The sequence below is a fragment of the Alteromonas sp. MMG017 genome (genome assembly GCF_018100795.1).
In the GTDB taxonomy this organism is placed as follows: domain Bacteria; phylum Pseudomonadota; class Gammaproteobacteria; order Enterobacterales; family Alteromonadaceae; genus Alteromonas.
On record NZ_JAGJDY010000009.1, the window covers coordinates 62,564 to 87,519 of the forward strand.

Below are 24,956 nucleotides of genomic sequence, written 5' to 3' on the forward strand. Positions count from 1 at the left end.
CGCGTTATTTGTTAGATGCTCACCGATTACGAAATTATTACACGGCCTACCTTGCAACTCTTACGTTAAATTCAACTTAAGAATAACCCTTAAAACTCACCAAGAAATAAAAGACATATAAAACAAGAGCTTAAATATTTTTCCATGTTGGTATAAGCGTTGCAACTCTCTATGTGCAATCTAGCAAACTTAAGGAGAGTACTATGGCAACACAAACTACTACGCCAAAAACAGCGAAAGTGAATAGCGTAACCGAGCCTAGTCACCCAGTCACGGATCAGTTAAAAGAAACACTTCATTCGTCAGTTGATAAACTGGCTGATAGTGCGGCCGTAGCTGAGGACAACATTCGTAACACGGCAAGCCGTTCTGCGGACAATATGTCTGAACGAAAACGTTTAGCTGAGCAAAAATGGCAAGCCTCTGGTGTACGTAAGTATGCTATCGAGAACCCATTAGCAACTGCTGGTATGGCCTTCGCAGCAGGTATGTTAGTTACTTCACTATTTCGCAAGAAATAAAGCATGCAGCCTTTACCAGATTTTCGTAGTGCCACATACACGCTGAGCAGCGAAAATCCGTTTCGTCTGACTTCTCCGAGAAGTCAGGCGACATTTCGCATTCACCAGCAACGTATAAACGGCGCTTCATCCGAGTCGTCTAACGACATTCCCCCAGACATTGCTTTTGAAGAGGCGCTTTCTTCTTTTAAAGCGCTTTTCACGCAGAAAAAATATCAAGGTTATGCCTTAATCGACTTGGTTAACGCTGAACTTCAACTCATTACCAAATCTATTTTTGTCAGCATATTTGGCGCACTTACCGCATTTGCGTTAGGAGGTTTTTGCTGGATTTTGCTCAATTCATGTATTGGGTTAGCGATGCACCATGCTGGCATGCCGGCATTACTTATTATGGTTATATTGTTACTGGTTAACAGTGTATTGAGTGTTATCGCATTTATGCATGCGCAAAGTGCATTCCGCTTTATCAATATAAAGCGGCTTAGTACGTTAATGCAGTCTTTAACCAAATAGCAGCAAACTAATTACGGGATTGCCGTCCGTCTGTGTAAAACTAAGGAGCACTTATCATGAATATTTTTCTGAAAAAGAACTTGGAGGACATTAGGCAGTGCCAGCATAATTACCTAGCCCAAAAACATCACGCTGAAGAATCACTTGAAGAGGCAAAGCGAGACTGTCGACTGCTAATGGGCAAACCTGAAGTATTATTGGGTATTGTTGCTGCAGGGGCTTACAAGGGCATAAAAACTGACGCCCCCAAGAGCAAAAGAAATCAAGCTATTATGACCTTTGTGCGCACCACCGCACTTTCGTTCCTAAAATAATAGTCACTACAATTAATACTAGGAATTACCATGCGCCTACCAACAAAAATGAAAATAGCGGCTTTAGCATGCAGTTTATTTGTTACCGCTTGCACCACCACCCCTATCGCCTCACCAACACCTTATAAATCAGCAGTCACTAAAGAAGGTTACGGGTACTCTAGCGTTCAACTAACCGACAATGAATATCGAGTATTATTTAAAGCAACAGATCGCACACCTGCGGATGTTATTCAGCAATTTGCTCTGCGCAGAGCCGCTGAACTTGCTAAAAAACACAATTATGAATGGTTGGCTATTGTCAAAACCGATGTTGATAAAAAGCCCGTCATGGCCAGGGCAGTAACCCACAATACCGATGAGTCCCAACCGTTTGCCACCAATCAGCAATGCACTATGTCAGGATGTACCGAGGTGGCACAGCCTGTGCCGGGTCAGGGGCAAAATACGGTGACGCAGACACAGATAAACGATGTCTACTTCTCTATTCTTGTAAGAATGAGCAGTACCCAAGGTAGTTTAGGGAAAAACGTGATGTCTGTTCAGGAAATTTTGGCAAATCAGGCTGACAACGCGAAATAAGCGTTTCAGCTAACAAATATTGTGTAGTTAAACGACCGCCATCCGGCGGTCGTTCTATTGTCAACATGCATTACTATTTATTACTTTTTTCGGAGTCTAAATGTAATGTATTAGCACGTTCGACCCAATCCAGATCTTTCGTTTGTTCATCTAACGTCGCATTGGCATCTTCTAAGAAAACTTTACAGAAATATTCTACTGACTGAAATCGTTCTCGGTACTGTTGCAATTGCACTTCCATTTCATACATAGCATTTGAAAATTCTGAGTTGGATTTCGACAACTCATAATCACACTTAAGATACGCACATAAAACATCAGCCGCCTTAGCAAGTCGCACGTGAATGTCATCTTTATCTTGTTCTATTAAAGGCTGGTAACGCTTCTGTAGCGGCTCAGGCAAGGTTTGTATCAGCATAGCCTCAAACCTGCGCTCGAGCTTCTTAATAGCAGCAGTAGTTTCAGGGTCGTGATATTTCACAGGGCTTGGAATATCACTCATACCCGCAATTTCGCTACCTTCATGAAATATAGCCATAGCAGCAACTCGGTCAGGGTCGACATCTTCGTTAAACACATCCGCGGCTATTGCGCCTAGCATATGCGCTACCATAGAGGCTTCGTAGATGTGTGTAGACAACATCTCCTCTTGAAACTGTGCCATTAAAGGCCATCGTTTCACATTTCTTGCCCGTTGCATTAAACCTATAAATGCGGAGTGAGTTTTTGCCATTTCGCGCCCTTTAGTATAACGAGAGTTAAAAAGTGATAGTAGCATCTGCAAATCGTGAATGCTTCTTTGCTTCCTACCTGCCTTAGCTATGTAAAAAGTGCAAATGCTCTGTAAACCTTGTTTATCCCACAAAGAAATTACTAGCCTAAAGTAGCACAAATAAAAAATAAAACTTATTAAATCATAAACTTAACATTTAGGCACAGAGTTCGCATTAGTATCTATGTCAGTAACGGAGCAAAAAGAGGATTTAGCTATGTTAGGTTGGGCAATTACTTTTTTCATTATCGCCATTATTGCAGCAGTTTTTGGTTTTGGCGGCATCGCAGGTGCAGCAACAGGTATCGCACAATTTTTATTTTTTGTGTTCATCGCCTTACTAGTCATTTCACTAGTCGCGAATGCCTTACGCGGTCGGTCACCACGAGCATAAATTTATTACGCTTTTAGATATTTTTAAATTTTTAAGATACTTTTAGGAAACAGGAGAACGGACATGATCTCACAGAAATCATTATTAAAACTTTTAGCAGCTGGTACATTCGCACTAACACTTGCCGCATGCGGCGATAACAACGCAGAAGATGCAGGCGAAGAGCTAGACGAAATTGTAACAGATGCAGGCAACGCAGTAGAAGATGCTTGTGAAGATGTTAAAGAAGGCGCAAACGCCGAAGATAAAGATTGTTAATTCACGCTTTATCATGAAAAAAGCTGATGGACTTTGTCCATCAGCTTTTTTTTATACTTCTTCCCCGCCAAGCTCTCGCGCTAAATCGTCTAACTCTGATAACGTTCTATCAAACTCAGCTACCGCGTAACGGTAAGATACCAACACGTGACGATCACTGCGTCCAAACTTCACGACAAGTGAATCAACATCCATATGTTTAACCGTGTTGATAAAACGATATGCCGTCATCTCACTGGCAAAACCAAATTCAACTTGGCTTTTCATTTTAAGCAACCACCTCTGGATTGTTATCCAATACATTCACTACTCGTTCAAGTAAATGCGTTTCTTGGTCATCAACTTTCCCATGCGCAATCCAATCTTCCAACAACTGCGCAGGAGATAGGCTCTCGCCTTTCTCAAGTTTCGCCGTCATCATGGTTAGCTGTACATTGGTTCGCATACTGTTATCGCTCTGGGGGCTGGGTATATCAGTAGCGGCTTCCAACGCAACGGTTAGCCAATGACGACTTTGTTGCACAGGTGTAGGTTTAGACAGCGCAGACTTCCAACGCTTTCCTAGCAGGTCAGCGTCATCATCACTGATACTAGTAAAGTCGCCTGCCCGCAAACTTTCACTTAACACTGAAATAACCGATTGAGCCCGCTGTTGTACTTTACGAACGTGGCGCTGCTGAGCGCGTGTTTGCTGCTGCTTTTGAATACCGGTTATTTTCTTATCGAGTTTTGCACGCATTGCACCAGGCAAATCTTTCGCACGTGTTTCAATATCCTGAATTGAAGTAGCAATCGCCGATTCATCAGATTCCGAGTCAATAGCATTTAATTGAGTAAAAAGGGTATTAAAGGTTTCATTAAATGCAGATGACTGTGCCTTACGCTGCTCTTTTAAGCGTCCAAACAATGCATCATTTGCTAGGCGGAACTCACGCCACAATCGGCTTTCATCACGCTTACCGGCATGGCCTATGGCTTTCCAATCGTGTTGCAACTGCTGCGCTGTTTCAGTGGCACTAGCAATATCCTCTTGTGCTGACAGCGCTGATGCTTTAGCAACGAGTTCCTGCTTCGCTTTTTTATTCATCCCATGCCACTGGTTCACTTTCGTTTGCAGCGGGCTAATGGTTTTATTCCAACGTTGCTTTAACGACTCGTAATCACGCTTTTCAACTTGGCCACATTCGTGCCATTGTTTAACGGTTCTATCTAACACTTTAGCTAACACCGCTTCGTCTTGTGACAAATCGATGGCGGCAACTTGCTCAATTAATGCCTGACGAGCTTTAAGCGCTTTCTCACGCTCGGCATCTAATGCTGCGTAATGTTCGCGACACGGTTGAAATGCAAGTTCTAATGCCGCATCGAAAGCACGCTGTAGCGTGTCATCGTCGCTGCCAGCGCCTAACGAAAGCCACTGCTGTCGTAAATAACGAATAGCTTCACCGCGCTGTTTAATATCTTCAACAGGGGTTGCCGCTAATGCCTGCGCTTCTTCTACCAGCGCAGGTTTTCTAGGCGCCGCGATATAATCTTGCCAGCCTTCAAGGTGAGCAATATCTTCAGCGGTTTTCTCAAAACGCTTAGCCAATTGTTTTTTCACATTCTCAGGCACAGATTCGAAGCTTGCAGATAGCTTTTCAAACTTGGTAATAGCCGCGCGGTATTTACCTTGGGCAATCAAGTTATCAACCACACTGATTTGTTTTCTACACTGGCGAAGCGCGTGGTCTACCTCTGCTTTTTTAGCTTGTTTTTTCTGACTGAAAACACGGGAAGCTGCATGCCAGCGCTTATTAAGGGCGCTTGGTACTGCAATGAGTTCATTGCGTAAATCGTGATACTTTTCACTTAAGGCTTTAAATTCAGCCTCAATCGATTCTGGCGCTTTCTGGCTAACGTTGCTGTCTTTATCGGCTTTGGCTTGACCGACTTTGGCTTGAACAGCTTCGCCTTCAACAGAGGCTCTTTCAGTTGCATCAGTGCTTGCAGCTTCTAACACGTCAGTCGTTTGTTCTGTTTCGCCTTTTTCTTTAGCGTCTTGGGCACTTGTTGCTGGTTCAGTAGGCGTACCTGCCGCCTGCTGCTCAGACTCTTCTGCAAAAGACTCTTCTGCAAGGGATTCTTCTGCAAGAGATTCTACTTGAGACAAACAAATCAGAAGTTTTTGACCGTACTGCTGCTGCATCGAAAAGGCTTCTAAACTGTTGTTTAATGCCGCTATGCCAGCACGAACTTCGTCTAGCAGTTTGTTGCTGCCACCTAATGAAGCCATGTGTTCTGCGCTTACTTCTAACGCGCGTACCGATTCATTAACCACCGCTACATCAGCAAGGGTAGCCTCGCATAAACGCTCACCATAAAGCCAATTAACTTGCGTGGTGGCATGCGATAAGTGCTGCTTGCAAAGGGCTTCTATCTCAGCTTTTTCTTTTGCCGCTTTTTGCGCTTCCCATTCAGGTCGAATACGCGATAAGTGACGTGTTACTTTTTCGCTAATACGGGCGAACTTAGCGTCTACAGCGGTCTTTTCTTCTGTACTTAATATCGATGCATCTAACATTAAGTCGTTATATTCAGCTAACAATTCAGCTTGGCGCTTATCAATATCTTCAACGTCTGATTTATCTACCAGCGCTTGGTACTTAGACAAACATAAAGTAACACGTCGCATTAACTCAATAGGCTTTTCAGCTTGCGCTTTTAATTGCTGAAGCTTTGCAACGATAGCGCCGTAAATAGCATTATCTCGGCATTTCTTTTCCAGCTTTTGTAGCACACTACTATCTTCAATTGTGGCTAAAATAGCCTGTTGCAGTGCGTTATCTGCATGTTGAAGAAAAATGGTTTGAGTAAAAGCAGGCTTATCGACTTTGTGAAGCAATGTCATTACTAAGCTTTGGTCTGCCAACAACTTTGCGTCATTAACCAACACGGTCTGAATTAATTCACCATTGGCACTTTCGCGCAAGAATGAAGCTTTTTCATTCGCGTTTATATTGACATCACCCTGCCCCATCAATGCGGCTTCAACGGTGCGTTCAGCAATTTTTTTCACTTTCGCATGTTGCGCGCTTTGTGACATTTTAAGCCACAATACAAAAGTATTTAATTTGCTTAGGGCTGCAAGGCTGACATCAGCATTGGCATCGTTAAATGCCAATTCGTGTAAAATTGTTTTGTCTGTAGGCTTTTCCGGCGACAGGTTTTGAATGGCTTCCAGTCTTTTTTCGGGATTCTGACTGGTGTGAGAAGGAGCAAAGAACCGACTAAATATCATCCTGTTTAAACCGCGCTATAGTGTTGTTATCATCTTCTTGCTTGGAAAGTGCACGTTTAAAATCTGATTTACTTTTATGCACTATTTCGCCGCTTTCATTTACCGTCATATGTTCCGACGATTTCTCAATTTTTGCTTGATACAGCATAACTGCTTGCATACAGCTGGCTTTCTGATCTTCACTTAACGGTGTTCCATCAAGCCATTTACCGGTTTCCACCGATTGACGCAGGCGTTCGTACACCTCTGGCGTCATACTATTTAGTAATACTTCTATATTCATGAACGGAATCGTTTAATAAGTACAATTCTTACGCGGTTGACAAGATACCACACGAAGCCTGCAATACTGGCTACAATAGCGAGATTATGTTGCAAGTCGCCGGGTCTTGTTCCGCCCCAATACATAAAACCGAATCCCGCCACAAATATAATCATGGCAATAAGCGATTGATTTTGAATGCTCTGTAACTTTTTGAATTTTTGTAGATTTTTCTTACGTTCAATATCTTCTGAGGAAGCATCGCCTATTTTGAAATCACAATGCGGGCATATTTTTGCTTTGTCAGACGTCTTTTTATTGCACGATGGGCAGTCAACGAGTGCCATAGTTTGCTCCTGTAGGAATGATGCGGAAATAACCAGGTAGCATTGGTTTTAGAGGTGAGTATTTTACGTATTGAAATGCGTATTGCAAAGCCTATTCAAAGGCAGATGAGCATTAATATAATTTAATTGAAATTGTGGTGTGAAAGCCAAATTTAAAAGGCTACCACGTTGGCTTGCACACCACATTCACACTAACGATTATTTTTTGTGTCTAGACCAGTAATCATTAACGGTTTCTTTCATTTCTTTACTGAGCAGCACAATACCAAATAGGTTAGGTAAAGTCATTACTACAATGGCCACTGCCGACAGTGCCCATACCAATGTGGTATCAGAAAAGGCTGCCCATACAAAGCCAGCTACGTAAATAACACGATATGGCATTACCGAGCGGGGGCCGAGCAAGTAAGTCATCGCCCTGTCACCGTAATACGACCACGCAATCGCGGTTGAGAACGCAAACAGCATAAGCCCAATAGACACTATGTATTGGCCGAAGTTACCGAAATATCCGCGTGTAAAGGCAATGGTCGTTAGTGCAGCAGAGTGCACCAATGATTTACCGCTTACTTCTAGGTTGTCTCGTACGGGTTTACCCTCTTCGATTTTAAGCGTACCGGTAAACAAGTCTTCGCTACCAATGTTGTATTTAACATCTTCAGCAACTGAGCGTGAATTTAACAAGGTGAAGCCATCGCTAACCGCAGTGCCGTTTACTACCGTGATGCTACCTGTGTACGCTTTTATCTCGTTACCTTCTACATCGTTCAGGTAACCGTAAAGTTTATCGACATCGGCCTGATCGCTGTCATCATATTGGCCTTGAACGAAGAACATGTCTGAACGGTCGAATACGTTTTCATGCTTCTCCTTCCATACACCAGAAGACAAGATAACCAAACCAGTCACCGTACAGATAATGATAGTATCGATGAAAGGTTCAAGTAGCGACACCATACCTTCAGACGCTGGCTCTTTGGTTTTCGCCGCAGCATGAGCAATTGGCGCAGAACCTTGACCCGCTTCGTTCGAGAACAAACCACGGTTCACACCACGGTTAAAAGCATACGCAAGTGACGCCCCTAAGAAGCCCCCCGCAGCTGCTGACCCTGTGAACGCATCTTTGATTACTGACGTGAATGACGGAATAATATTTTCGATGTTGGCAAAAATTACCGCTAACGCACCAATAAGGTAAATAACCGCCATTACCGGCACGACTCGCGCAGTAAAGGCAGCAATGCGTTGAATACCACCAAGGATAACAAGCGCAAGTAAAATACCTAGCACGCTACCTACTGCCCAAGGCTCAAAACCAAACGTGGCTTCGATACTTTGCGCAATACCGTTACTCTGCGGCAAGTTACCTGTTCCGAATGAACTCACTACAGTGGCAATAGCAAACGCCACCGCTAACCATTTCATGTTTAAGCGTCTGTCCATGTAGTACATGGGACCACCCGCCATGGTGCCATCTTCGGTTTTCACACGGTATTTGTGAGAAAGGGTTACCTCAACGAATTTCGTAGTCATACCTAAAAAGGCAGTTACCCACATCCAGAACAAAGCGGCGGGACCACCTAAGAATATGGCGAACGCCACACCACTGATATTACCGGTACCAACCGTACCTGATAACGCGGTAGTCAGTGCGCGGAAATGGGTGGTATCACCTGGATCGCTCTCTTTGTCGAACTTCCCAGTTACCACTTGCCATGCGTGTTTGAAAAAACGAATTTGAGGAAATTTAAGGTAGATAGTGAAGAACAAACCTACACCTAGCAATACGTAAGGAAACCACCCTGCGCCGCCTAAAAAACCATCCAGTATGACGAGAAAACTATATAACCCTTCCAAGGTATCACCCCTTTATTATCTTGTTGTTATGATTTCTATTATTGTATTTATTAATAAAGCCCCGTTGAAAAGGGGCTTTTTTGTGATGCTAATTTAACGTATTAACCATTTAACTTCTTTACTACGGCATTTACGGCAATAAGTAAATCCTCGCCAAGCTGTCTGCTGCGCTGAACAGACCAGCCATAAATTTCATCTGGTACATCTGCGTTGTCCTTAAACGGCATTTCAACGGTGTAAGACATGCAGTTAAACTTCTCACCTACTGCATTGGCTGCCACGGTTAGGTTCCCCTCACCTGGCGCGTCTTTGTCGTATCCAAATTCGTCTTGGAACTCTGGCGTTGCATTTAACAATGCATCTTTAAAGGTGTCCTCTAACGCTTTGATTTCGTCAGAGTAACTTGGGTTACCTTCACAGCCTGCCACAAAATTGTACGGCAATGCTTCATCACCGTGCAAATCGACAAACATATTTACGCCAATTTTTTCCATTGCGTCCATCACATAAAGCACTTCGGGGCTTTTATCTGCACTAGGCGTTGCCCACTCACGGTTTAAATTGGTGCCTACCGCGTTGGTACGTAAATGACCGCGTGCGCTACCATCAGGATTCATGTTAGGGACGACGTAGAACACAGCGTTATCCAGCAATTGTCGCGCCAGTCCGTCTTGCTCATCAAGCAAACGGTAAATGAGCCCTTCTGCACACCACTCGGCCATGGTTTCACCTGGATGCTGTCTGGCGGTAACCCACACTTTTTTCTTATTCGGTGTCTCTTCACCAATCACTAGCATAGACATATCGCGACCATCTAGGGTTAAACCTAGAAAGCGATGTTCACATAGCAATGACATCTGCGCATCGTGCACTAGGTCAAGATGCCTTTCGTAGCTATAAGGGATGAAGTAAGCAAAATAAACGCTAGGCTGTTCGAGGGTAAGTGAGAATGTGAGGTTATCGCCGTCAAACTCGCTGGGAATACGAAACCAGGTTTGGCGATCGTATGACGCAAGCACATTGTAGCCTTTCCAACCATCTGGATAAGCTGACTTTGCCAGGTCAGTAATAGTCATTGTATGGGTAACAAACGACTCGCCAACTAAGCGAAAGTGAAACCATTGAGCAAATTCAGATTGATTATCTTTAGGTATAGCAAGACGAATGTCTTCAGGTGATTGTGCGCTTAGCACCTCAATATTACCGCTGTCGAATAGACTAGAAATATGCATAAACTGTCGTTTCCCTCTTTATTTGAGCGGTAATTTAGCATAGTCAGCAACACAAATACCATGTGCCAATGCGCTATTTATGCCACTTGAAGGCACGGTTTTGTTTACACAAATAAAAAACCGACCCTAGGTGGTCGGTTTTTTATTCAAATTGAATATTAAAGCGGCAATGTTGGGAAGCTTTGTCCTGCCATATCACGGATAACACGCATTACCTGACAGCTATAACCAAACTCATTGTCGTACCAAACATAAAGCGTAAGGCGTTTATCGGCTACAATCGTCGCCTGGGAATCGACCACTGACGCTGCTCGAGAGCCCACTAAGTCGGTAGACACAATCTCTTTACTGGCCGTGTAATCAATTTGGTGTTGCAAGGTAGAAAAGAGTGCAGCATCCCGTAAGAATTCATTCACTGCTACTCTATCTGTGCCTTTCGTTAAGTTAAGGTTCAAAATAGCCAATGATACATTCGGCGTAGGCACCCGAATAGCGTTACCGGTTAGCTTGCCAGCAAGCTTAGGGTAAGCTTTCGATACCGCTTTCGCTGCACCCGTTTCGGTAATAACCATATTAAGCGGCGCACTGCGACCACGTCTGTCACCCTTGTGATAGTTATCAATGAGGTTTTGATCATTGGTGTATGAATGCACGGTTTCAACATGACCGTCTTCAATGCCGTATTCTTCATCCAACGCTTTAAGCACAGGCGTAATCGCATTGGTAGTACAACTTGCTGCTGAAAGAATGGTATCGTCTGGCGTAATCTCTTCATGGTTAACCCCATGAACGATGTTTTTAATATCGCCTTTACCTGGTGCCGTTAGTACGGTTTTAGACGCACCTTTCGCTTTAAGGTGTAAACCTAAACCATCGCGGTCACGCCAAATACCGGTATTATCAACAATAATCGCGTTGTCGATACCGTATTGTGTGTAATCAACCTCGTCTGGACTGTTTGCGTAAATCACTTGAATAAATGAGCCATTTGCTTTTAATGCATTACGTTCATGATCAATAGAGATACTGCCATTAAATGGCCCGTGCACTGAGTCGCGGCGAAGCAAGCTAGCACGTTTTTCTAAATCGCCATCGCGCCCGCCACGCACCACAATGGCACGTAGACGTAGTTTGTTGTTTTTACCTTGGCGTTCTATTAGCAAACGCGCTAATAAACGACCTATACGACCAAAGCCATAAAGTACAACGTCTTGAGGCTTCTGATCGTCCTCTTTATCAATAACGTCGCCTAACTTCTCACTTAAAAATGCATTTAAGTCGTCGTTGTCTACCGCCGAACCGTAATTAAAGTCGAAGGCCAATTTACCAATATCAATTTGAGCAGGGGCAATCTGCATTTCGCTTAGCGCGAGTAAAATTGGGAAACTCTCCCGAAGTCGCAATTTTACTCCCTCGTGCAAGCGTACTTTGCGATGCGCTTTTATCACATCAGTCGCACTGGCATTTAATAAAGAGCGGCCATAAACTGAAATTTCTACTGCGCTATTTCGGTATAGTTTACCGATAAGGGGCAACATCATTTCCGCGTATTCCTGACGCTCTTGCCAGCTGCTTTGTAATTCCTGCTCAAACTGTTGGTTCATGTTTTTGCCTTTATCGACGTAAATTAACGGTATGTGACACGTCAGTTTTTTAATATTTTAGGGTACACTAGGTGAAGATTTCGTCTGACGGTGACGAGCAGTATCTTAAAGAAACAAACAAGGATGACCAAATTGTTGATAAATTTCATGAAATCACAAAATTCGCCAGTTCTAGGCACTTTATTTAGTAATTTTCCAACAGGTTATAAAAATGTTATTGCCACGCTATCGTTGACCGTCATGTTGTCTGGATGTAGCGATTGGTTCGAACCGACTATTAGTGAAATTTGCGAAACCCACAGTGAGATGTGTTTAGATTTGAGCCTAGATGCACGTTGTCGTCATGAACGTGCTGATATTATAAGGTTGAGATACAACCACCAAGCAGACACCTCAGAAGCATTCAAATACCCATTATTATTAGCATTTGAAGATTACTTAGTGTGTGTGGAAGAAGTTCAGCATATTGAACACGTGAAACGTAAAGGCAAAGAAGCCACCCGCCTTAAGGGAGTAATGACTGCTCAACGCGAACTTGCTCGATTAGCCCGTGAAACGAAACGTTCCCTCGACCCTTACCTTTCTTACTACCATTGGTCTCGTCACAATGATAAAGAGGCATTTCACCGGTTTGAGCGCTATGCCGCGAGTAACAAAGTTAAAGATCCAGAATTGCTCATCTCTTTGGCCTCGGCGCAAATTAAAACCGATCCTGAGCGCACTATCGATACCTTGTATAAAGCGCTAAGCCTATACAAGGATGCAGATGATATAGACAGTGCGGTTTACCTCTCATTGGTGTCGTTAGGCATGGATAAAGAAAACTACAGAATGGCTTATGTATGGCTAGGCGTAAGTGAATACTTTGACGAAAAAATCCCCTCAGCTAGACGGGAATCAATCGGTCAAAAGTTTAATTTACCGATTGATATTTTAGACAGCGTAGTGAGTGAAATAGTCTCTGCTCTTGATAATAGCCAGTTCGATGCAAGTGCACTTAAGCTAAATAGGCTGTGATAATGAAAATGAATTACATTTTTTTCGTATAAAATAAGTGTTAAAAAAAGAAAAAATCCGCCAAATAGAGGCGGATTTTTTTATTTCTAACATCAAGGCAATCACAACTGTATATTTTTTGTTCGACTGTTTACCTTGTGAAAATCACTTACTCAATGTATTCGCTACGGCGCTTATGCCTAGCCTTTTACCACAACATCACCATTGCCTTTAAACGTCAGTGAAATTGAATTTACACAATAGCGCTGCCCGCTTGGCTCTGGCCCGTCTGGAAACACATGCCCTAAATGGGAATCACATTGTTTACAGAAAATCTCTACGCGATGCATACCATGGGTATTATCGTCTCGATAGCCAACGTTATCGTTTTCAAGTTGTTGAAAGAAAGAGGGCCAACCACAACCAGCATCAAACTTGGTTTGTGATGAAAACAAATCAGCACCACAGCACTTACAAACATAGGTTCCTTCCCGGGCTTCATCTAACAATGCCCCAGTAAAAGGTCGCTCTGTCCCGGCATTGCGGCACACTCGGTATTCTTCTTCAGACAGCGTTTCTTGCCATTTTTGCTCAGACATAGTTTCTCCTAAAATTTAACCCTCAAAAAGAAAAAAGGTGCGCCAATAGAACCTGGCACACCTTTCAATTTGGTACAGGGACCGTGTTAGCGCTTTATAGAAGTTTGCGGACGTTGGGGATCACTCCATTCTAAGTGATACTTTTTACCCGCAGGCTTATCTACACGTTGGTATGTATGGGCACCGAAAAAGTCTCGTTGACCTTGTAGCAAGTTAGCCGGTAATACTGCAGTGCGGTATGAATCATAATAGCTTAACGATGACATCATAGCGGGGCACGGCACACCAGCAATAGTGGCTTGCGCAATTGACTGACGCCAATCAGATTGGAACTCAGAAATTTGATTGGCAAAGAAAGGGTCCATCAGCAAGTTCGACAACTCTTCGTTGTTTTCGTATGCCTTAGAGATAGACTGCAAGAACACCGCGCGGATAATACAGCCTGCACGCCAAATCTTGGCAATTTCACCAAACTCTAACTGCCAACCGTGTTCTTTGGCAGCAATAGCCATTAGCTGGAAGCCTTGCGCATAAGCACAAATTTTAGAGCAGTATAACGCTTGCTCTAGTTTATTAATGATGTCTTCTTTTTGCTCATCAGAATGAACAACAGGTTCAGGGCCACTAAGCACCTTACTTGCTGCCACACGCTCATCTTTCAAACTAGAAATGCTGCGCGCAAAAACGGCAGACGTAATGGTTTGAGCTGGGCTACCCACTTGCAATGCACTTACCGCAGTCCAAAGGCCAGTGCCTTTTTGCCCTGCTCTATCAAGAATTACGTCAACAAGAGGCTGCTGGGTATCAGGGTCGAGTTGGTCTAGCACTTCAGCGCTAATTTCCATCAGGTAGCTATTTAGCTTACCTTCATTCCAGCGTCTAAATACGGCTGCAATGTCAGAAGGCGACATTTGCAATGCTTCGCGCATCACATGATAGGTTTCACAAATTAGCTGCATATCGGCGTATTCAATACCGTTATGCACCATTTTCACATAATGGCCTGCGCCAACTGGGCCAATATAGGTAGCACAAGGTTCACCTTCTAATATAGGTTTACCTGGCACGAAACTCTCGAGAGGTTTACCCGTTTCTGGGTCTACCTTCGCGGCAATTGCTTTAAGTACAGGTTCAATACGGGTCCACGCATAAGGGTTACCTGATGGCATTAATGATGGCCCAAAGCGTGCCCCTACTTCACCACCAGAAACAGCAGTAGAAAAGAAGATAAACTTGCCTTTGTATTGCTCTTCGCGAGCAACGGAGTCTGTCCACAAGCTATTGCCAGTATCAACCACGATATCGTCGGCATGAATACCCGCATCAATAAGATGATTGCACACGTGGTCGACAGGGTCGCCAGCTGGAACAGAAAGAATAATAAGATGAGGGGCTTTTAGTTTGCTAAGTAATTCGGTGTAAGAGCTACAACCTTCTACGCGAGGTTCAGCGTTGGCATCTCGCTCACTGGCGTCTTTTGCAAGAATCGCATCAACCTTGTGCTGATCTAAATCGAAACATGCTACTCGATAACCATGGTCTACCAAGTTCATTGTAAGGTTATTACCCATTACGCCTAAACCGATAAAACCAATATCACACGCTGTTGTGGCGTGCTTACTTCCACCTTCATTTTGCATAGAAAAACCCTCACATTCAGATGGGAGAGCATAATACCACCTGTACCAATAAAGAACAGCATACCGTGCCGATATCCGTTCGGTATGCTATTTTTTTCGTCAGAGGTAAAGCTTACGAGGTAAATTCGTTAAAACTAAACAAGGTAAGAGACTTACCCGCTTGTAAAAAGACCTTTTGAATACAGATTTTAGGTTGCTCGCTAAGTGAGGCGTAACGAGTATCTAAATGCAACGTCCACCCTCCTTTCGGTGACAAACTTGGCAAATTAAATCTCACGTCGTTGTCACTGGCGTTTACACACATAAACCAATGTTCTGGGGTTTGCTCACCCACCGCGCACCCTCTGATTTCGACACCAAAAGCTTTGTTGTGTGCCGCGTTCCAATCTTCAGACGCTTTATCGGTGCCATCAGGTTTGAACCAATTAATTTGGCTGACATTTTTGGATAACGAGTAAGGGTCATCCTCTAGTTTTATCTCGCTTAACAAGGTAGAGCCTTGTTTTAGGCGAATAACATACTGACAAAAACTAAGGAAATCTTGTTGACGCTTGTTCATTTCCCATTGCGTCCAACTAATTGGATTATCCTGGCAATAGGCGTTGTTGTTACCGTTTTGCGTACGACTTAGCTCGTCGCCACCTAAAATATGCGGCGTGCCTTGCGAGAAAATAAGTGTGGCGAATAAATTCCGCTTTTGCCGCTCACGTAGCGCTAATATGTTTTTATCTTGGGTTTCACCTTCAGCGCCATAGTTAGCCGATAAGTTATGCCCGTGGCCATCTCGATTTTCTTCCAAGTTAGCCAAATTATGCCTATCGGCATAACTCACTAAATCATGCAGCGTAAAACCATCGTGATAGGTAATGTTATTTACCGATGTGGAAATATGACGGTAGCCTTTATGAAATAAATCGCGAGACCCCATAAAGCGAGTAGCAAAATCGGCTGCTAAACCTTCATCACCGCGCCAAAATGCCCGCGCCGTGTCTCGGTACTTATCATTCACTTCAAGCCAAGGCGTAGGGAAGTTACCCACCTGATAACCACCAAGCCCAATGTCCCAAGGCTCGGCCAGTAATACAGTTTGCTTTAAAACCGGGTCTTGTCCGATGGCACGAATTAGCCCCGCATATTTGTTGTAGGCTTGAGGCTCGCGCCCTAGGGTAACCGCCAAGTCAAAACGAAAGCCATCTACCCCGATAGTGGTTGCCCAGAAACGCATGGCGTCTAAAATGAGGGTCATCATGTAAGGATGAGAAGTGTGTACTGTATTACCGCAGCCAGAGTGATTCGAATAAACCAACTCTCCCCGCTTAGTTTGCTCTAACAAATACGCTTGGTAGGGGCAGAAACCTTTATACGACAAAATAGGGCCGCCTTTACCGCCCTCTGCCGTGTGGTTGTAAACTACATCGACAATCACCTCAAGCCCCGCTTTATGGTATTCATCAACCATATGCTTAATTTCGGCCAACGCATCTTTGCTGGCATAGCGAGGTTCAGGTGCGAAAAAGTTAACGGGGTTGTAGCCCCAGTAGTTCGTTAACCCTTTTTCCGTAATGTAAGGCTCTGGCATAAACGAACACATTGGCATGAACTGAACCGTGGTTATGCCCAGTGCTTTTAAGTGGGCAATAACCGCAGGATGGCTTGCCCCAAGGTATTTGCCTCTGTGTTCTTTTGGCACATCGGGGTGTAACTTTGTTAACCCTTTTACATGCGCTTCATAAACAATACGTTTGTGTTTTGGGATATCTACCTTGCGAATAGCACTTTCAGGGTAATCGGCGTCAGCCACCACCACGCACTTTGGCACCATAAATTGCGAGTCGAATTTATATTGCCTTGCATCCCAATGAATGGGTCTACTGAGTTTTTTCGCATAAGGGTCGATAAGTAGTTTATCGGTAGGCACGCCGTGAAGTTGCCCTTCCCCACGCTCTACACGGTAACCATATAAATGGCCTGCTTTTACATTGGGAAAGAAGCCATGCCAAATATCACCGCTTTTTTCAGGCAGCAATATTTCTTCCATAGGCTCTTCGGTATCGTTGTGAAAGAGACATAACGCCACCGCTTTCGCATCTGGCGCATAAACAGCGAAATTGCACCCATCATCATACGGCGTAGCACCTAATGGAAACGCTTCACCCAATAAAACATGGCTTGTCTCTGTGACGTTCTGTTTCGCGTCCAACGTAATTCCTATTTCGTAATGTAAAATACGGTAGATAATGGGGGTAAATTAATACTAACTGAGTGGTCTCGGTTATTCCATGCTATCGGAGTAGGCGTTACATGGCCGTCCACAGGATAATCGCTACCCCAAAATACCTGACTATCTGTATTTAGTGCAAGCGCCAACTCACCTGCCCCATCTACACCTACGCGGTAATGTTCTCTAGGAATAGGCGTAAAGTTACAAATCACATATACTTTTTGCTTACCATCTAAAGACGTGCGCACAAAAGACACCACACTTTGGTCTGCATTTTCATGGTCAATCCATGCAAAACCATTATGACTGTGATCTTGTTCGTACATGGCAGGGGTGTGGGTATAAAACTGATTCAAGGCCTTATACAAGCTTTGGATACCCTTGTGCTTTTTATGCTCAAGAAGGTGCCAATCTAAACTGGTGTCATGGTTCCATTCTTTACTTTGTGCAAATTCATTGCCCATGAAGCTTAATTTCTTACCTGGGTGACCAAACATAAAGCCAGCATAACAACGCAAGTTAGCCGCCTGCTGCCATTCGTCTCCGGGCATTTTGTGTAATAAGCTACCTTTACCGTGTACCACTTCATCGTGAGATATTGGCAGAACAAAGTTTTCGTCAAACGCGTAAACCATGCTGAAAGTAATTTCGCCATGGTGATAATTACGGTAGGCAGGATCTTTAGCAATATAGGTTAAAGAATCGTGCATCCACCCCATATTCCATTTAAAGCCAAAACCTAATCCGCCTTCAAACACCGGTCGTGACACTCCCGGAAAAGAAGTCGACTCTTCGGCGATAGTCATTGCATCAGGGTAGTGCTTATACACTTCTTCATTCATCCAACGCAGCAGGCTGATAGCTTCGTAATTCTCGTTTCCACCGTCGACATTCGGTATCCACTCGCCTTCATTGCGGGAGTAGTCGAGATAAAGCATAGAGGCAACAGCGTCTACTCTTAATCCATCTACATGGAACTTGTCTAACCAGAATAATGCATTGGCGACGAGAAACTGGCGAACGGTTTGTTTACCAAAATCATAGATGCATGAATTCCAATCAGGATGCCAACCGCGTCTTGGATCTTCATATTCATAAACATGGCTGCCATCAAAGCGAGCAAGACCATGGCCGTCTTCTGGGAAGTGTGCAGGTACCCAATCAATAATTACCCCTAATTCAGCTTGGTGGCATTTATCGACAAAGTATTTAAAGGCATCTGGGTTACCAAAACGGCTGGTTGGCGCAAACATGCCAACCGGCTGATATCCCCACGACCCATCAAACGGAAACTCTGAAACGGGTAATAGCTCAAGGTGGGTATAGCCCATCTCTTTTGCGTAAGGAATGAGGTCTTCGGCCAATTCTTCGTAAGTTAAATAACGCTGGCCACTGTCTGCACCAGGGCGTTTCCACGAGCCTAGGTGCACTTCGTAAATACTCATGGGGTTCGCGTATTTATTTTGTTTACGAGATGCAAGCCATGCATCGTCGTTCCATTGATACTTATCGTGGTTAAATATCTTTGATGCGTGAGAAGGATACTGCTCTGCGCTAAACCCTAGTGGGTCGGTTTTGTGCGGTAATTCATGTCCATGAGCATCTTTAATTTGGTATTTGTAGCGTTCGCCTTCGCCTAAGTTTGGAACCACTAATACCCAATACCCCAGTGAGGTTTTTTCCATAGGGTGTAAGCGCCCGTCCCATTGGTTGAAGTCACCGATTAATGAAACTGACGAGGCGTTTGGTGCGTAAACGCAAAAACGGGTGGCAGCGAGTGCTTCGCCTTCATCAGGCGTAACGGTAATAAGCTGTGCACCGGCTTGGTGATACAAATTCTCTGGTTTGCTGTCGATGTAATGTACAGCATGATAAGCATTTTCAGCGAATTGATAAGGGTCACAATAGGTATAGCTATCCGCTTTAGTGGTGATAGTCACCGAGTAAACCTGCGCGCTTTGGGCCTTTGTGATTTCACCTTCAAATAAACCAGCTTCGTTGAGCGGTTTCAGCATAACCTTTGGCAATGCGGTATCTGGCCAACTTATTTCGATGGATGAAGCGTCTGGACGCCATACTCGAATCTTAGTTTTACTTCCTGTTTCAATTGGCCCAAGAACGGAAAACGGCTGAGAACATGTTGCATGTTCTAATTGCTGCGCTATCTGTTTTATCCGCGTTACCTGCATCTGCTACTCCTATTAAAAACCCGCAAGAAAACGCGGGTTTACTGCCCTAATATTAGGCAAAGGCGTGCGTATTTGCACGCCAACATATTCATTTTTAAAAAATGAAAACTATAACTTAAGCACCGGCTTGTTTACGTGCTTGCGTTAATTGAGCTGCCAACTCTGTTATATCATGAGTCTCGAAAATAGCCTCAATATTCTTGGTCAGCTTTCTACGCCAGTTAGGGTACTCGTTGAAAGTACCTGGAATATTCACTGGCTTGTCCATTTGTAACCAATCTTCTAACTGTAAGCTTAATAAAGCACTTGAGCCGCCAGCCATATGCACTTGCATACCTTTACTAAGTTCCGCTGTCATGCCAGTAGCGTTAACATCTCTACCCACATTATCTGCTACCGAGTGATGGCCATGTAGCGAGTCTAATATAGACTGTTTATTCGCGTGACGGTCGGTATAAAGGGTTTGCAGAATTTCCTCTGTAGGGTAAAGGCCAATGTCTTTACCTAGCGCCAAATCTAAACAGTGCCAGTAGCCAATAAGTGTAGGCATGTCGTGCGTGGTAAGCGTAGACATAGACTGCACAGGGTAATGGCTTGGCGAGAAGAAACCACCGTCTTCTGCTTGCTCAAAGAAGAAAACTCGGTATGAGTACACACCATTGTCTGCCAACTTACTGCGAATTTCTTCAGGCACGGTGCCTAAATCTTCGCCGATAACTAAGCTTTGGTTACGATGACTTTCAAGGGCTAAGATACCCAACAAATCATCAACCGGGTAATATACATAACCGCCCTCTTTCGCATCATCACCTTTCACTACCCACCACAAACGTAGCAGAGCCATTACGTGGTCAATACGAAGCGAGCCTGACGACGCCATATTGGCTGAAAATAAGTCGATGATAGGTTGGTAAGCTTGTTCATAAAGCTTGCGAGGATCCATTGGAGGAAGACCCCAGTTTTGCCCCAACGGCCCTAAGATATCAGGCGGAGCTCCTACGCTTGCATCAGTGCAGTATAAATCTTTGTTGCCCCAAATTTCAGCGCTACCTTCACTTACTCCTACAGCAAGATCTCGATATAAACCAATTGTCATACCACAGTCAGTGGCTTTGCTGCTTGCCGCTTCTAGCTGTTGCGCCGCTATCCATTGCAAGAATAGGTAGAATTTAACTTCGCTAGCATTGGCTTTTTTAAATTTCGCGACGGCGGGGTTATGGTAATCTTTGTATTCTTCAGGGAATACAGGCCATCCCCAACAGTCTTTTCCTTTCGCTTTAAGGTGAGATTGAAGCGCATCGTATACCGCTAGCATATCTAAGCTTTCACCGCCTTCGGCAACAAACGCTTTGAATGCTTTATTTTGCTTGGTATTTTTACGAAGATGGCGAGCATCGTAAACATCAAACACCGCTTTAAGCGCTGCCAATTTAATATGCGCGACAGCCTCATAGTCTACGTGTTCTGTTTCACGGGCATGGGTCAGCGTGTTTTGGAACGCTTCAGCATTCACAACGGCCTGAACACTTTCGTCATCAAAACCTTCAATAGCAGAAGCATCAATGTACAAGTAGTTTAGCCAGCGGCGAGAACTAGGACCATAGGGAGAACACGCGTCTGGATTGGCAGGATAAAGTGCATGAATAGGATTAAGCCCGATGAAATCTGCCCCTACGCCAGCTGCTTTTTCAATTAGCGTTGCAAGGTCGGTGAAATCCCCTATTCCCCAGTTTTTCTCACTACGCACACAATAAAGCTGCACGCTCAATCCCCAAATCTTTTTGCCAGCCGCAATAGGCTCTGGGGTATAGCAGGCTTTTGGTGCAACAATAATGCGAGACTCTGCAAACTGATCATCGTCCGCACTTAACGCTATGGTGTGATAACCAAGCGGTAAGTTAAGTGGCAACGACACTACATACTCATGGAACTCCACCTCGTCGATGTGCGCCATGGTCGTCATTTCTTGGTCTACCGGTGTAAACGTATGTTTTTCAATTTTTCCGTTTTCACAGTGAACTGTAATCACATGCTCATCGTTTACAAGCTCTATAGGTAGGCGCACAACGATAACAATAGCTTCATCGCTACGAACCACTTGAACAGGGTTCAAAGGAGATAACCATACTGAGCTAATGTCGTCTATAATTTGCGACTGAATCTTTTCTTCACTGGCGGTGTCATAACCCAGCACGTTAAGTAATTTTGCCTTACTTGACTCTGCGATGGTTGCTGGTTTGCCCCATGCGTCGACGTATTGAGTCTCTATTCCACGCATTTCAACCAGTTGTTGCAGAAGATCTTGTGTCATCGTAACTTGTTCCTGTATTCCTGTGAGAGGCACGCTTGATTTGCACTAAGCAAATTTGCTTATACGTACAAAATATTAACATTATTCTAGAAACAGTCGCGCTATGAAAACTGAATACGATTGCATAAGCTGTTGTTCGTAATTTTCCAACAGTTTAGCGTTTTTGTTTTGCCAATTATGGCATTTTGATCCATACTTTACGTAATTTATTTTCATATTCAAAAATAATCGAGGTACGTCATGACAATTCGCATCGGTATTAACGGTTTTGGTCGCATTGGTCGCTTAGTAATGCGTGCGGCTGCTGCCCGTGAAGACATCGAAGTAGTTGCTATTAACGACTTATTAGATACAGATTACATTGCCTACTTATTAAAATACGATTCAACGCACGGTTTATTCGACGGTGAAGTTAAAGTAGACAACAACGACTTAGTTGTAAATGGTAAAACTATTCGCATCACCTCTGAAAGAGATCCTTCAGACCTTAAATGGAATGAAGTAGATGTAGACGTGGTAGTTGAGTCAACGGGTCTGTTCTTAACAAAAGAAACTGCCGCTAAGCACATCGAAGCGGGTGCGAAGAAAGTGGTTATGTCTGCACCTTCTAAAGATGATACCCCTATGTTCGTTATGGGTGTTAACGATGAAAGCTACGCAGGCGAAACTATTGTTTCAAATGCATCGTGCACAACTAACTGTCTAGCGCCTCTTGCTAAAGTACTTAACGATAAGTTCGGTATTGTAGACGGCCTAATGACAACAGTTCACGCAACGACAGCTACACAGAAAACGGTTGACGGTCCTTCTATGAAAGACTGGCGCGGTGGTCGTGGCGCTGGCCAAAACATCATTCCATCGTCTACTGGCGCAGCTAAAGCTGTAGGTAAAGTTATTCCTGCGCTTAACGGCAAATTAACGGGTATGGCTTTCCGCGTTCCTACGCCAAACGTTTCAGTGGTTGACCTTACTGTTAACCTAGCTACACCAACTAGCTACGACGCTATTTGTGCGGCTATGAAAGAAGCGTCTGAAGGCGAGCTTAAAGGTATCATGAGCTACACTGAAGACGCAGTAGTATCAAATGACTTTATCGGCAACGCTAATACGTCAATTTTTGATGCAACAGCGGGTATTGCACTTACCGACACATTCGTAAAAGTTATCTCTTGGTACGACAACGAATGGGGCTATTCAAACAAAGTTCTAGACTTGGTTGCTCACATTTCTAAGTAATCAAGTTTATCAATAACGGCAACTCGGTTGCTCAGTTATTGAAGACATTGTTAATAGACTGAAAAAAAGGTGCGAATACTATTCGCACCTTTTTTGTTTTCATAGCACAATAAGCCATTATTAAATGGGAATGCGAGACCTTGTGGAAATCTCGACAACGGTACAATCAACACGTTGCTTCATGGAGGATTTATGTCAACAGAATCATTGCAAGTAAGCGAATCAAACGGATTGACGTTTTTAGAGGTAGATAACCACCTCGGGTCAGCAAAAATCAGTTTATTTGGCGGACATGTTTTATCTTTTATTCCAAAAAAAGATGGGCAAGAACGCTTATGGGTCAGCCCCCATGCCTACCTTAACGGTGAACGCCCTATACGCGGTGGAATACCTGTGTGTTGGCCATGGTTTAGTGACGATCATGGCAAAGCGAAAGGTGAGCTGCCTGCCCATGGTTTTTTGCGTACACAAGTGTGGCAATTAACATCATCAAGCGAAGATGAAACTGGCACGCATATTACACTTACCCCTTCCTTCACGCGAGCGGAAGGCTTTGAACATGACTGTGCAGTTACCCTATCAATTACTGTAGGTGACGCCCTCACCGTATCGTTAATTACAGAAAACACAGGCGTAGTGCCTTTTACTTACAACTGCGCGTTACACAGTTACTTTCATGTTGATCATATTCAAGCGGTTCGCCTTGACGGTATAACCGGTGACTATAAAGATAAACTGGATGACTGGGCGATAAAACCCACACCTGAAAATTATACTTTTACCGGTGAAACCGACCGTATTCATATGAGCGCGGTAGAAAAGGCGTCTATTGTGGTAAACGATACCCCTTTTACCGATGTTGGCTCAAAAGGTCATGACTCGTTGGTGGTATGGAACCCATGGCAAGGCGCTGCGTCAATTTCTGATATGGATCCGTTTGGTTATAAACATATGGTGTGTGTAGAGTCGTCTATCACCCAAGGCAAGACACTACAGCCAAGTGAGTCTCATGCCATGGTGCAAACGATAACGCCTGTGTAATGCGCTAGCGAGCCGTTTAACGGCTTAAATAAAGTAATGCGCTAGCGAGCCGTTTAACGGCTTAAATAAAAAGCCCCGATAATAAATGACGTCATATCAGTCACCATTACCGGGGCTTTTTTATAATGTTTTTAATTAGCTGATGTTGGCACCCGCAACCGCTTCTTTAGCAAGTTGCGTAATACGATCCCAATCACCTGACTCAATCGCATCGTCTGGCGCTAACCAAGAACCACCAACACAAACCACATTCTTAAGGGCTAAGTAATCATTGTAGTTACCTGGGCCAATGCCGCCAGTTGGACAGAATGTAAATTCAGGGAATGGACCACTGATAGCTTTAATCGCTTTCACACCACCAGATGCTTCAGCTGGGAAGAATTTCATATGGGTGTAACCCGCGTCTTTCCCTTTCATCAGTTCAGACGTTGAAGAAATACCTGGGATAAGTGGAATTTCTGCTTCCATACCCGCTTTTAACAAATCAGCTGTCATACCAGGGCTAATTGCAAATTTGGCACCCGCTTCAATTACCGCTTTAAGCTGCTGTGCGTTTGTTACTGTCCCAGCACCAATAAGAGAATCAGGCACTTCATCAGCAATACGCTTGATTACGTCAATAGCAGCTGGTGTACGAAGGGTTACTTCCAATACTTTAATACCGCCGGCCATAAGCGCTTTTGCTAGAGGAACTGCCTTTTCCACATCGTTGATAACCAATACAGGTACAACAGGGCCAGCAGCAAAGATATCAGCTGGCGAATATTTCCATTTACTTGTCATA

At 44.0% G+C, this 24,956-nt stretch carries 23 protein-coding genes; 9 read left to right on the forward strand and 14 right to left on the reverse strand.

Annotated elements, in window-relative coordinates; all coding sequences use genetic code 11:
• Nucleotides 1–203 precede the first annotated feature (203 nt).
• Genes J8L84_RS14590 through J8L84_RS14605 form a run of 4 tightly spaced genes read left to right on the forward strand, consistent with a single transcriptional unit; the run spans nucleotide 204 to nucleotide 1,933 of the window.
• Nucleotides 204–521, forward strand: a complete 318-nt coding sequence (locus J8L84_RS14590) for a hypothetical protein (protein ID WP_057791236.1) — start codon at nucleotides 204–206, stop codon at nucleotides 519–521.
• A 3-nt stretch (nucleotides 522–524) separates the two neighbouring features.
• On the forward strand, nucleotides 525–1,037 hold the full coding sequence (locus J8L84_RS14595; protein ID WP_211071323.1) for a hypothetical protein: 513 nt from the start codon (nucleotides 525–527) through the stop codon (nucleotides 1,035–1,037).
• A gap of 56 nt (nucleotides 1,038–1,093) precedes the next feature.
• Nucleotides 1,094–1,351, forward strand: a complete 258-nt coding sequence (locus J8L84_RS14600; protein ID WP_057791232.1) for a hypothetical protein — start codon at nucleotides 1,094–1,096, stop codon at nucleotides 1,349–1,351.
• Nucleotides 1,352–1,381: 30 nt separating this feature from the next.
• A complete protein-coding gene (locus tag J8L84_RS14605; protein WP_211071324.1) occupies nucleotides 1,382–1,933 on the forward strand; it encodes a hypothetical protein in 552 nt (183 codons plus the stop codon).
• Nucleotides 1,934–2,006: 73 nt separating this feature from the next.
• Here the strand turns inward: J8L84_RS14605 and yfbR are convergent, their stop codons facing one another.
• Nucleotides 2,007–2,666, reverse strand: a complete 660-nt coding sequence (yfbR, locus tag J8L84_RS14610; RefSeq protein ID WP_211071325.1) for a 5'-deoxynucleotidase — start codon at nucleotides 2,664–2,666, stop codon at nucleotides 2,007–2,009.
• A 256-nt stretch (nucleotides 2,667–2,922) separates the two neighbouring features.
• On the opposite strand from yfbR, the gene J8L84_RS14615 reads away from it, so the two are divergent.
• Nucleotides 2,923–3,099 carry a DUF1328 family protein gene (locus tag J8L84_RS14615; protein WP_041452796.1) on the forward strand — a complete coding sequence of 59 codons (177 nt, stop codon included), beginning with the start codon at nucleotides 2,923–2,925 and terminating at the stop codon, nucleotides 3,097–3,099.
• A gap of 63 nt (nucleotides 3,100–3,162) precedes the next feature.
• On the forward strand, nucleotides 3,163–3,357 hold the full coding sequence (locus tag J8L84_RS14620; protein ID WP_211071326.1) for a hypothetical protein: 195 nt from the start codon (nucleotides 3,163–3,165) through the stop codon (nucleotides 3,355–3,357).
• 51 nt (nucleotides 3,358–3,408) lie between these two features.
• Here the strand turns inward: J8L84_RS14620 and J8L84_RS14625 are convergent, their stop codons facing one another.
• From J8L84_RS14625 to J8L84_RS14655, 7 genes are all read right to left on the reverse strand, one after another.
• Complete coding sequence (locus J8L84_RS14625) at nucleotides 3,409–3,624, reverse strand: hypothetical protein (RefSeq protein ID WP_061997703.1); 216 nt, start codon at nucleotides 3,622–3,624, stop codon at nucleotides 3,409–3,411.
• Between the two features lies 1 nt (nucleotide 3,625).
• Entirely contained in the window at nucleotides 3,626–6,637 is a 3,012-nt protein-coding gene (locus J8L84_RS14630) for a DUF349 domain-containing protein (RefSeq protein ID WP_211071327.1), read from the reverse strand.
• Nucleotides 6,627–6,920 (reverse strand): DUF1315 family protein, encoded by a 294-nt coding sequence (locus J8L84_RS14635; RefSeq protein WP_013783657.1) that lies wholly within the window; start codon nucleotides 6,918–6,920, stop codon nucleotides 6,627–6,629. The genes J8L84_RS14630 and J8L84_RS14635 overlap by 11 nt, the downstream gene beginning before the upstream one ends.
• Entirely contained in the window at nucleotides 6,917–7,246 is a 330-nt protein-coding gene (locus J8L84_RS14640) for a zinc ribbon domain-containing protein (RefSeq protein ID WP_013783656.1), read from the reverse strand. The genes J8L84_RS14635 and J8L84_RS14640 overlap by 4 nt, the downstream gene beginning before the upstream one ends.
• A gap of 198 nt (nucleotides 7,247–7,444) precedes the next feature.
• On the reverse strand, nucleotides 7,445–9,103 hold the full coding sequence (locus tag J8L84_RS14645) for an AGCS family amino acid carrier protein (RefSeq protein WP_211071328.1): 1,659 nt from the start codon (nucleotides 9,101–9,103) through the stop codon (nucleotides 7,445–7,447).
• A gap of 101 nt (nucleotides 9,104–9,204) precedes the next feature.
• Nucleotides 9,205–10,335, reverse strand: coding sequence for a M14-type cytosolic carboxypeptidase (locus J8L84_RS14650; RefSeq protein ID WP_211071329.1), 1,131 nt, complete (start codon nucleotides 10,333–10,335; stop codon nucleotides 9,205–9,207).
• Between the two features lie 158 nt (nucleotides 10,336–10,493).
• The gene (locus tag J8L84_RS14655) at nucleotides 10,494–11,939 is read right to left on the reverse strand and encodes a glyceraldehyde-3-phosphate dehydrogenase (RefSeq protein ID WP_211071330.1); all 1,446 of its coding nucleotides are present in this window, start codon (nucleotides 11,937–11,939) and stop codon (nucleotides 10,494–10,496) included.
• Nucleotides 11,940–12,086: 147 nt separating this feature from the next.
• Between J8L84_RS14655 and J8L84_RS14660 the strand changes: the two genes are divergently transcribed.
• Nucleotides 12,087–12,956: a DUF2989 domain-containing protein gene (locus tag J8L84_RS14660; protein WP_247670802.1), complete on the forward strand. Its 870-nt coding sequence runs from the start codon at nucleotides 12,087–12,089 to the stop codon at nucleotides 12,954–12,956.
• A 179-nt stretch (nucleotides 12,957–13,135) separates the two neighbouring features.
• Here the strand turns inward: J8L84_RS14660 and msrB are convergent, their stop codons facing one another.
• The 5 genes from msrB to malQ form a co-directional block, all read right to left on the reverse strand.
• Nucleotides 13,136–13,534 (reverse strand): peptide-methionine (R)-S-oxide reductase MsrB, encoded by a 399-nt coding sequence (gene msrB, locus J8L84_RS14665; RefSeq protein ID WP_013783651.1) that lies wholly within the window; start codon nucleotides 13,532–13,534, stop codon nucleotides 13,136–13,138.
• Nucleotides 13,535–13,620: 86 nt separating this feature from the next.
• Nucleotides 13,621–15,174 (reverse strand): NADP-dependent phosphogluconate dehydrogenase, encoded by a 1,554-nt coding sequence (gene gndA / locus J8L84_RS14670; protein ID WP_057791213.1) that lies wholly within the window; start codon nucleotides 15,172–15,174, stop codon nucleotides 13,621–13,623.
• A 112-nt stretch (nucleotides 15,175–15,286) separates the two neighbouring features.
• Nucleotides 15,287–17,374, reverse strand: a complete 2,088-nt coding sequence (glgX, locus tag J8L84_RS14675; protein ID WP_211071332.1) for a glycogen debranching protein GlgX — start codon at nucleotides 17,372–17,374, stop codon at nucleotides 15,287–15,289.
• An 8-nt stretch (nucleotides 17,375–17,382) separates the two neighbouring features.
• Nucleotides 17,383–19,584, reverse strand: coding sequence for a 1,4-alpha-glucan branching protein GlgB (glgB, locus tag J8L84_RS14680; RefSeq protein ID WP_211071333.1), 2,202 nt, complete (start codon nucleotides 19,582–19,584; stop codon nucleotides 17,383–17,385).
• 115 nt (nucleotides 19,585–19,699) lie between these two features.
• Nucleotides 19,700–21,895, reverse strand: a complete 2,196-nt coding sequence (malQ, locus tag J8L84_RS14685) for a 4-alpha-glucanotransferase (RefSeq protein WP_211071334.1) — start codon at nucleotides 21,893–21,895, stop codon at nucleotides 19,700–19,702.
• 240 nt (nucleotides 21,896–22,135) lie between these two features.
• On the opposite strand from malQ, the gene gap reads away from it, so the two are divergent.
• Nucleotides 22,136–23,131, forward strand: a complete 996-nt coding sequence (gene gap, locus J8L84_RS14690) for a type I glyceraldehyde-3-phosphate dehydrogenase (protein WP_062087409.1) — start codon at nucleotides 22,136–22,138, stop codon at nucleotides 23,129–23,131.
• 192 nt (nucleotides 23,132–23,323) lie between these two features.
• Nucleotides 23,324–24,172: a D-hexose-6-phosphate mutarotase gene (locus J8L84_RS14695; RefSeq protein ID WP_211071335.1), complete on the forward strand. Its 849-nt coding sequence runs from the start codon at nucleotides 23,324–23,326 to the stop codon at nucleotides 24,170–24,172.
• A gap of 135 nt (nucleotides 24,173–24,307) precedes the next feature.
• Here the strand turns inward: J8L84_RS14695 and J8L84_RS14700 are convergent, their stop codons facing one another.
• Nucleotides 24,308–24,955 (reverse strand): bifunctional 4-hydroxy-2-oxoglutarate aldolase/2-dehydro-3-deoxy-phosphogluconate aldolase, encoded by a 648-nt coding sequence (locus tag J8L84_RS14700; protein WP_129739037.1) that lies wholly within the window; start codon nucleotides 24,953–24,955, stop codon nucleotides 24,308–24,310.
• Nucleotide 24,956 lies beyond the last annotated feature (1 nt).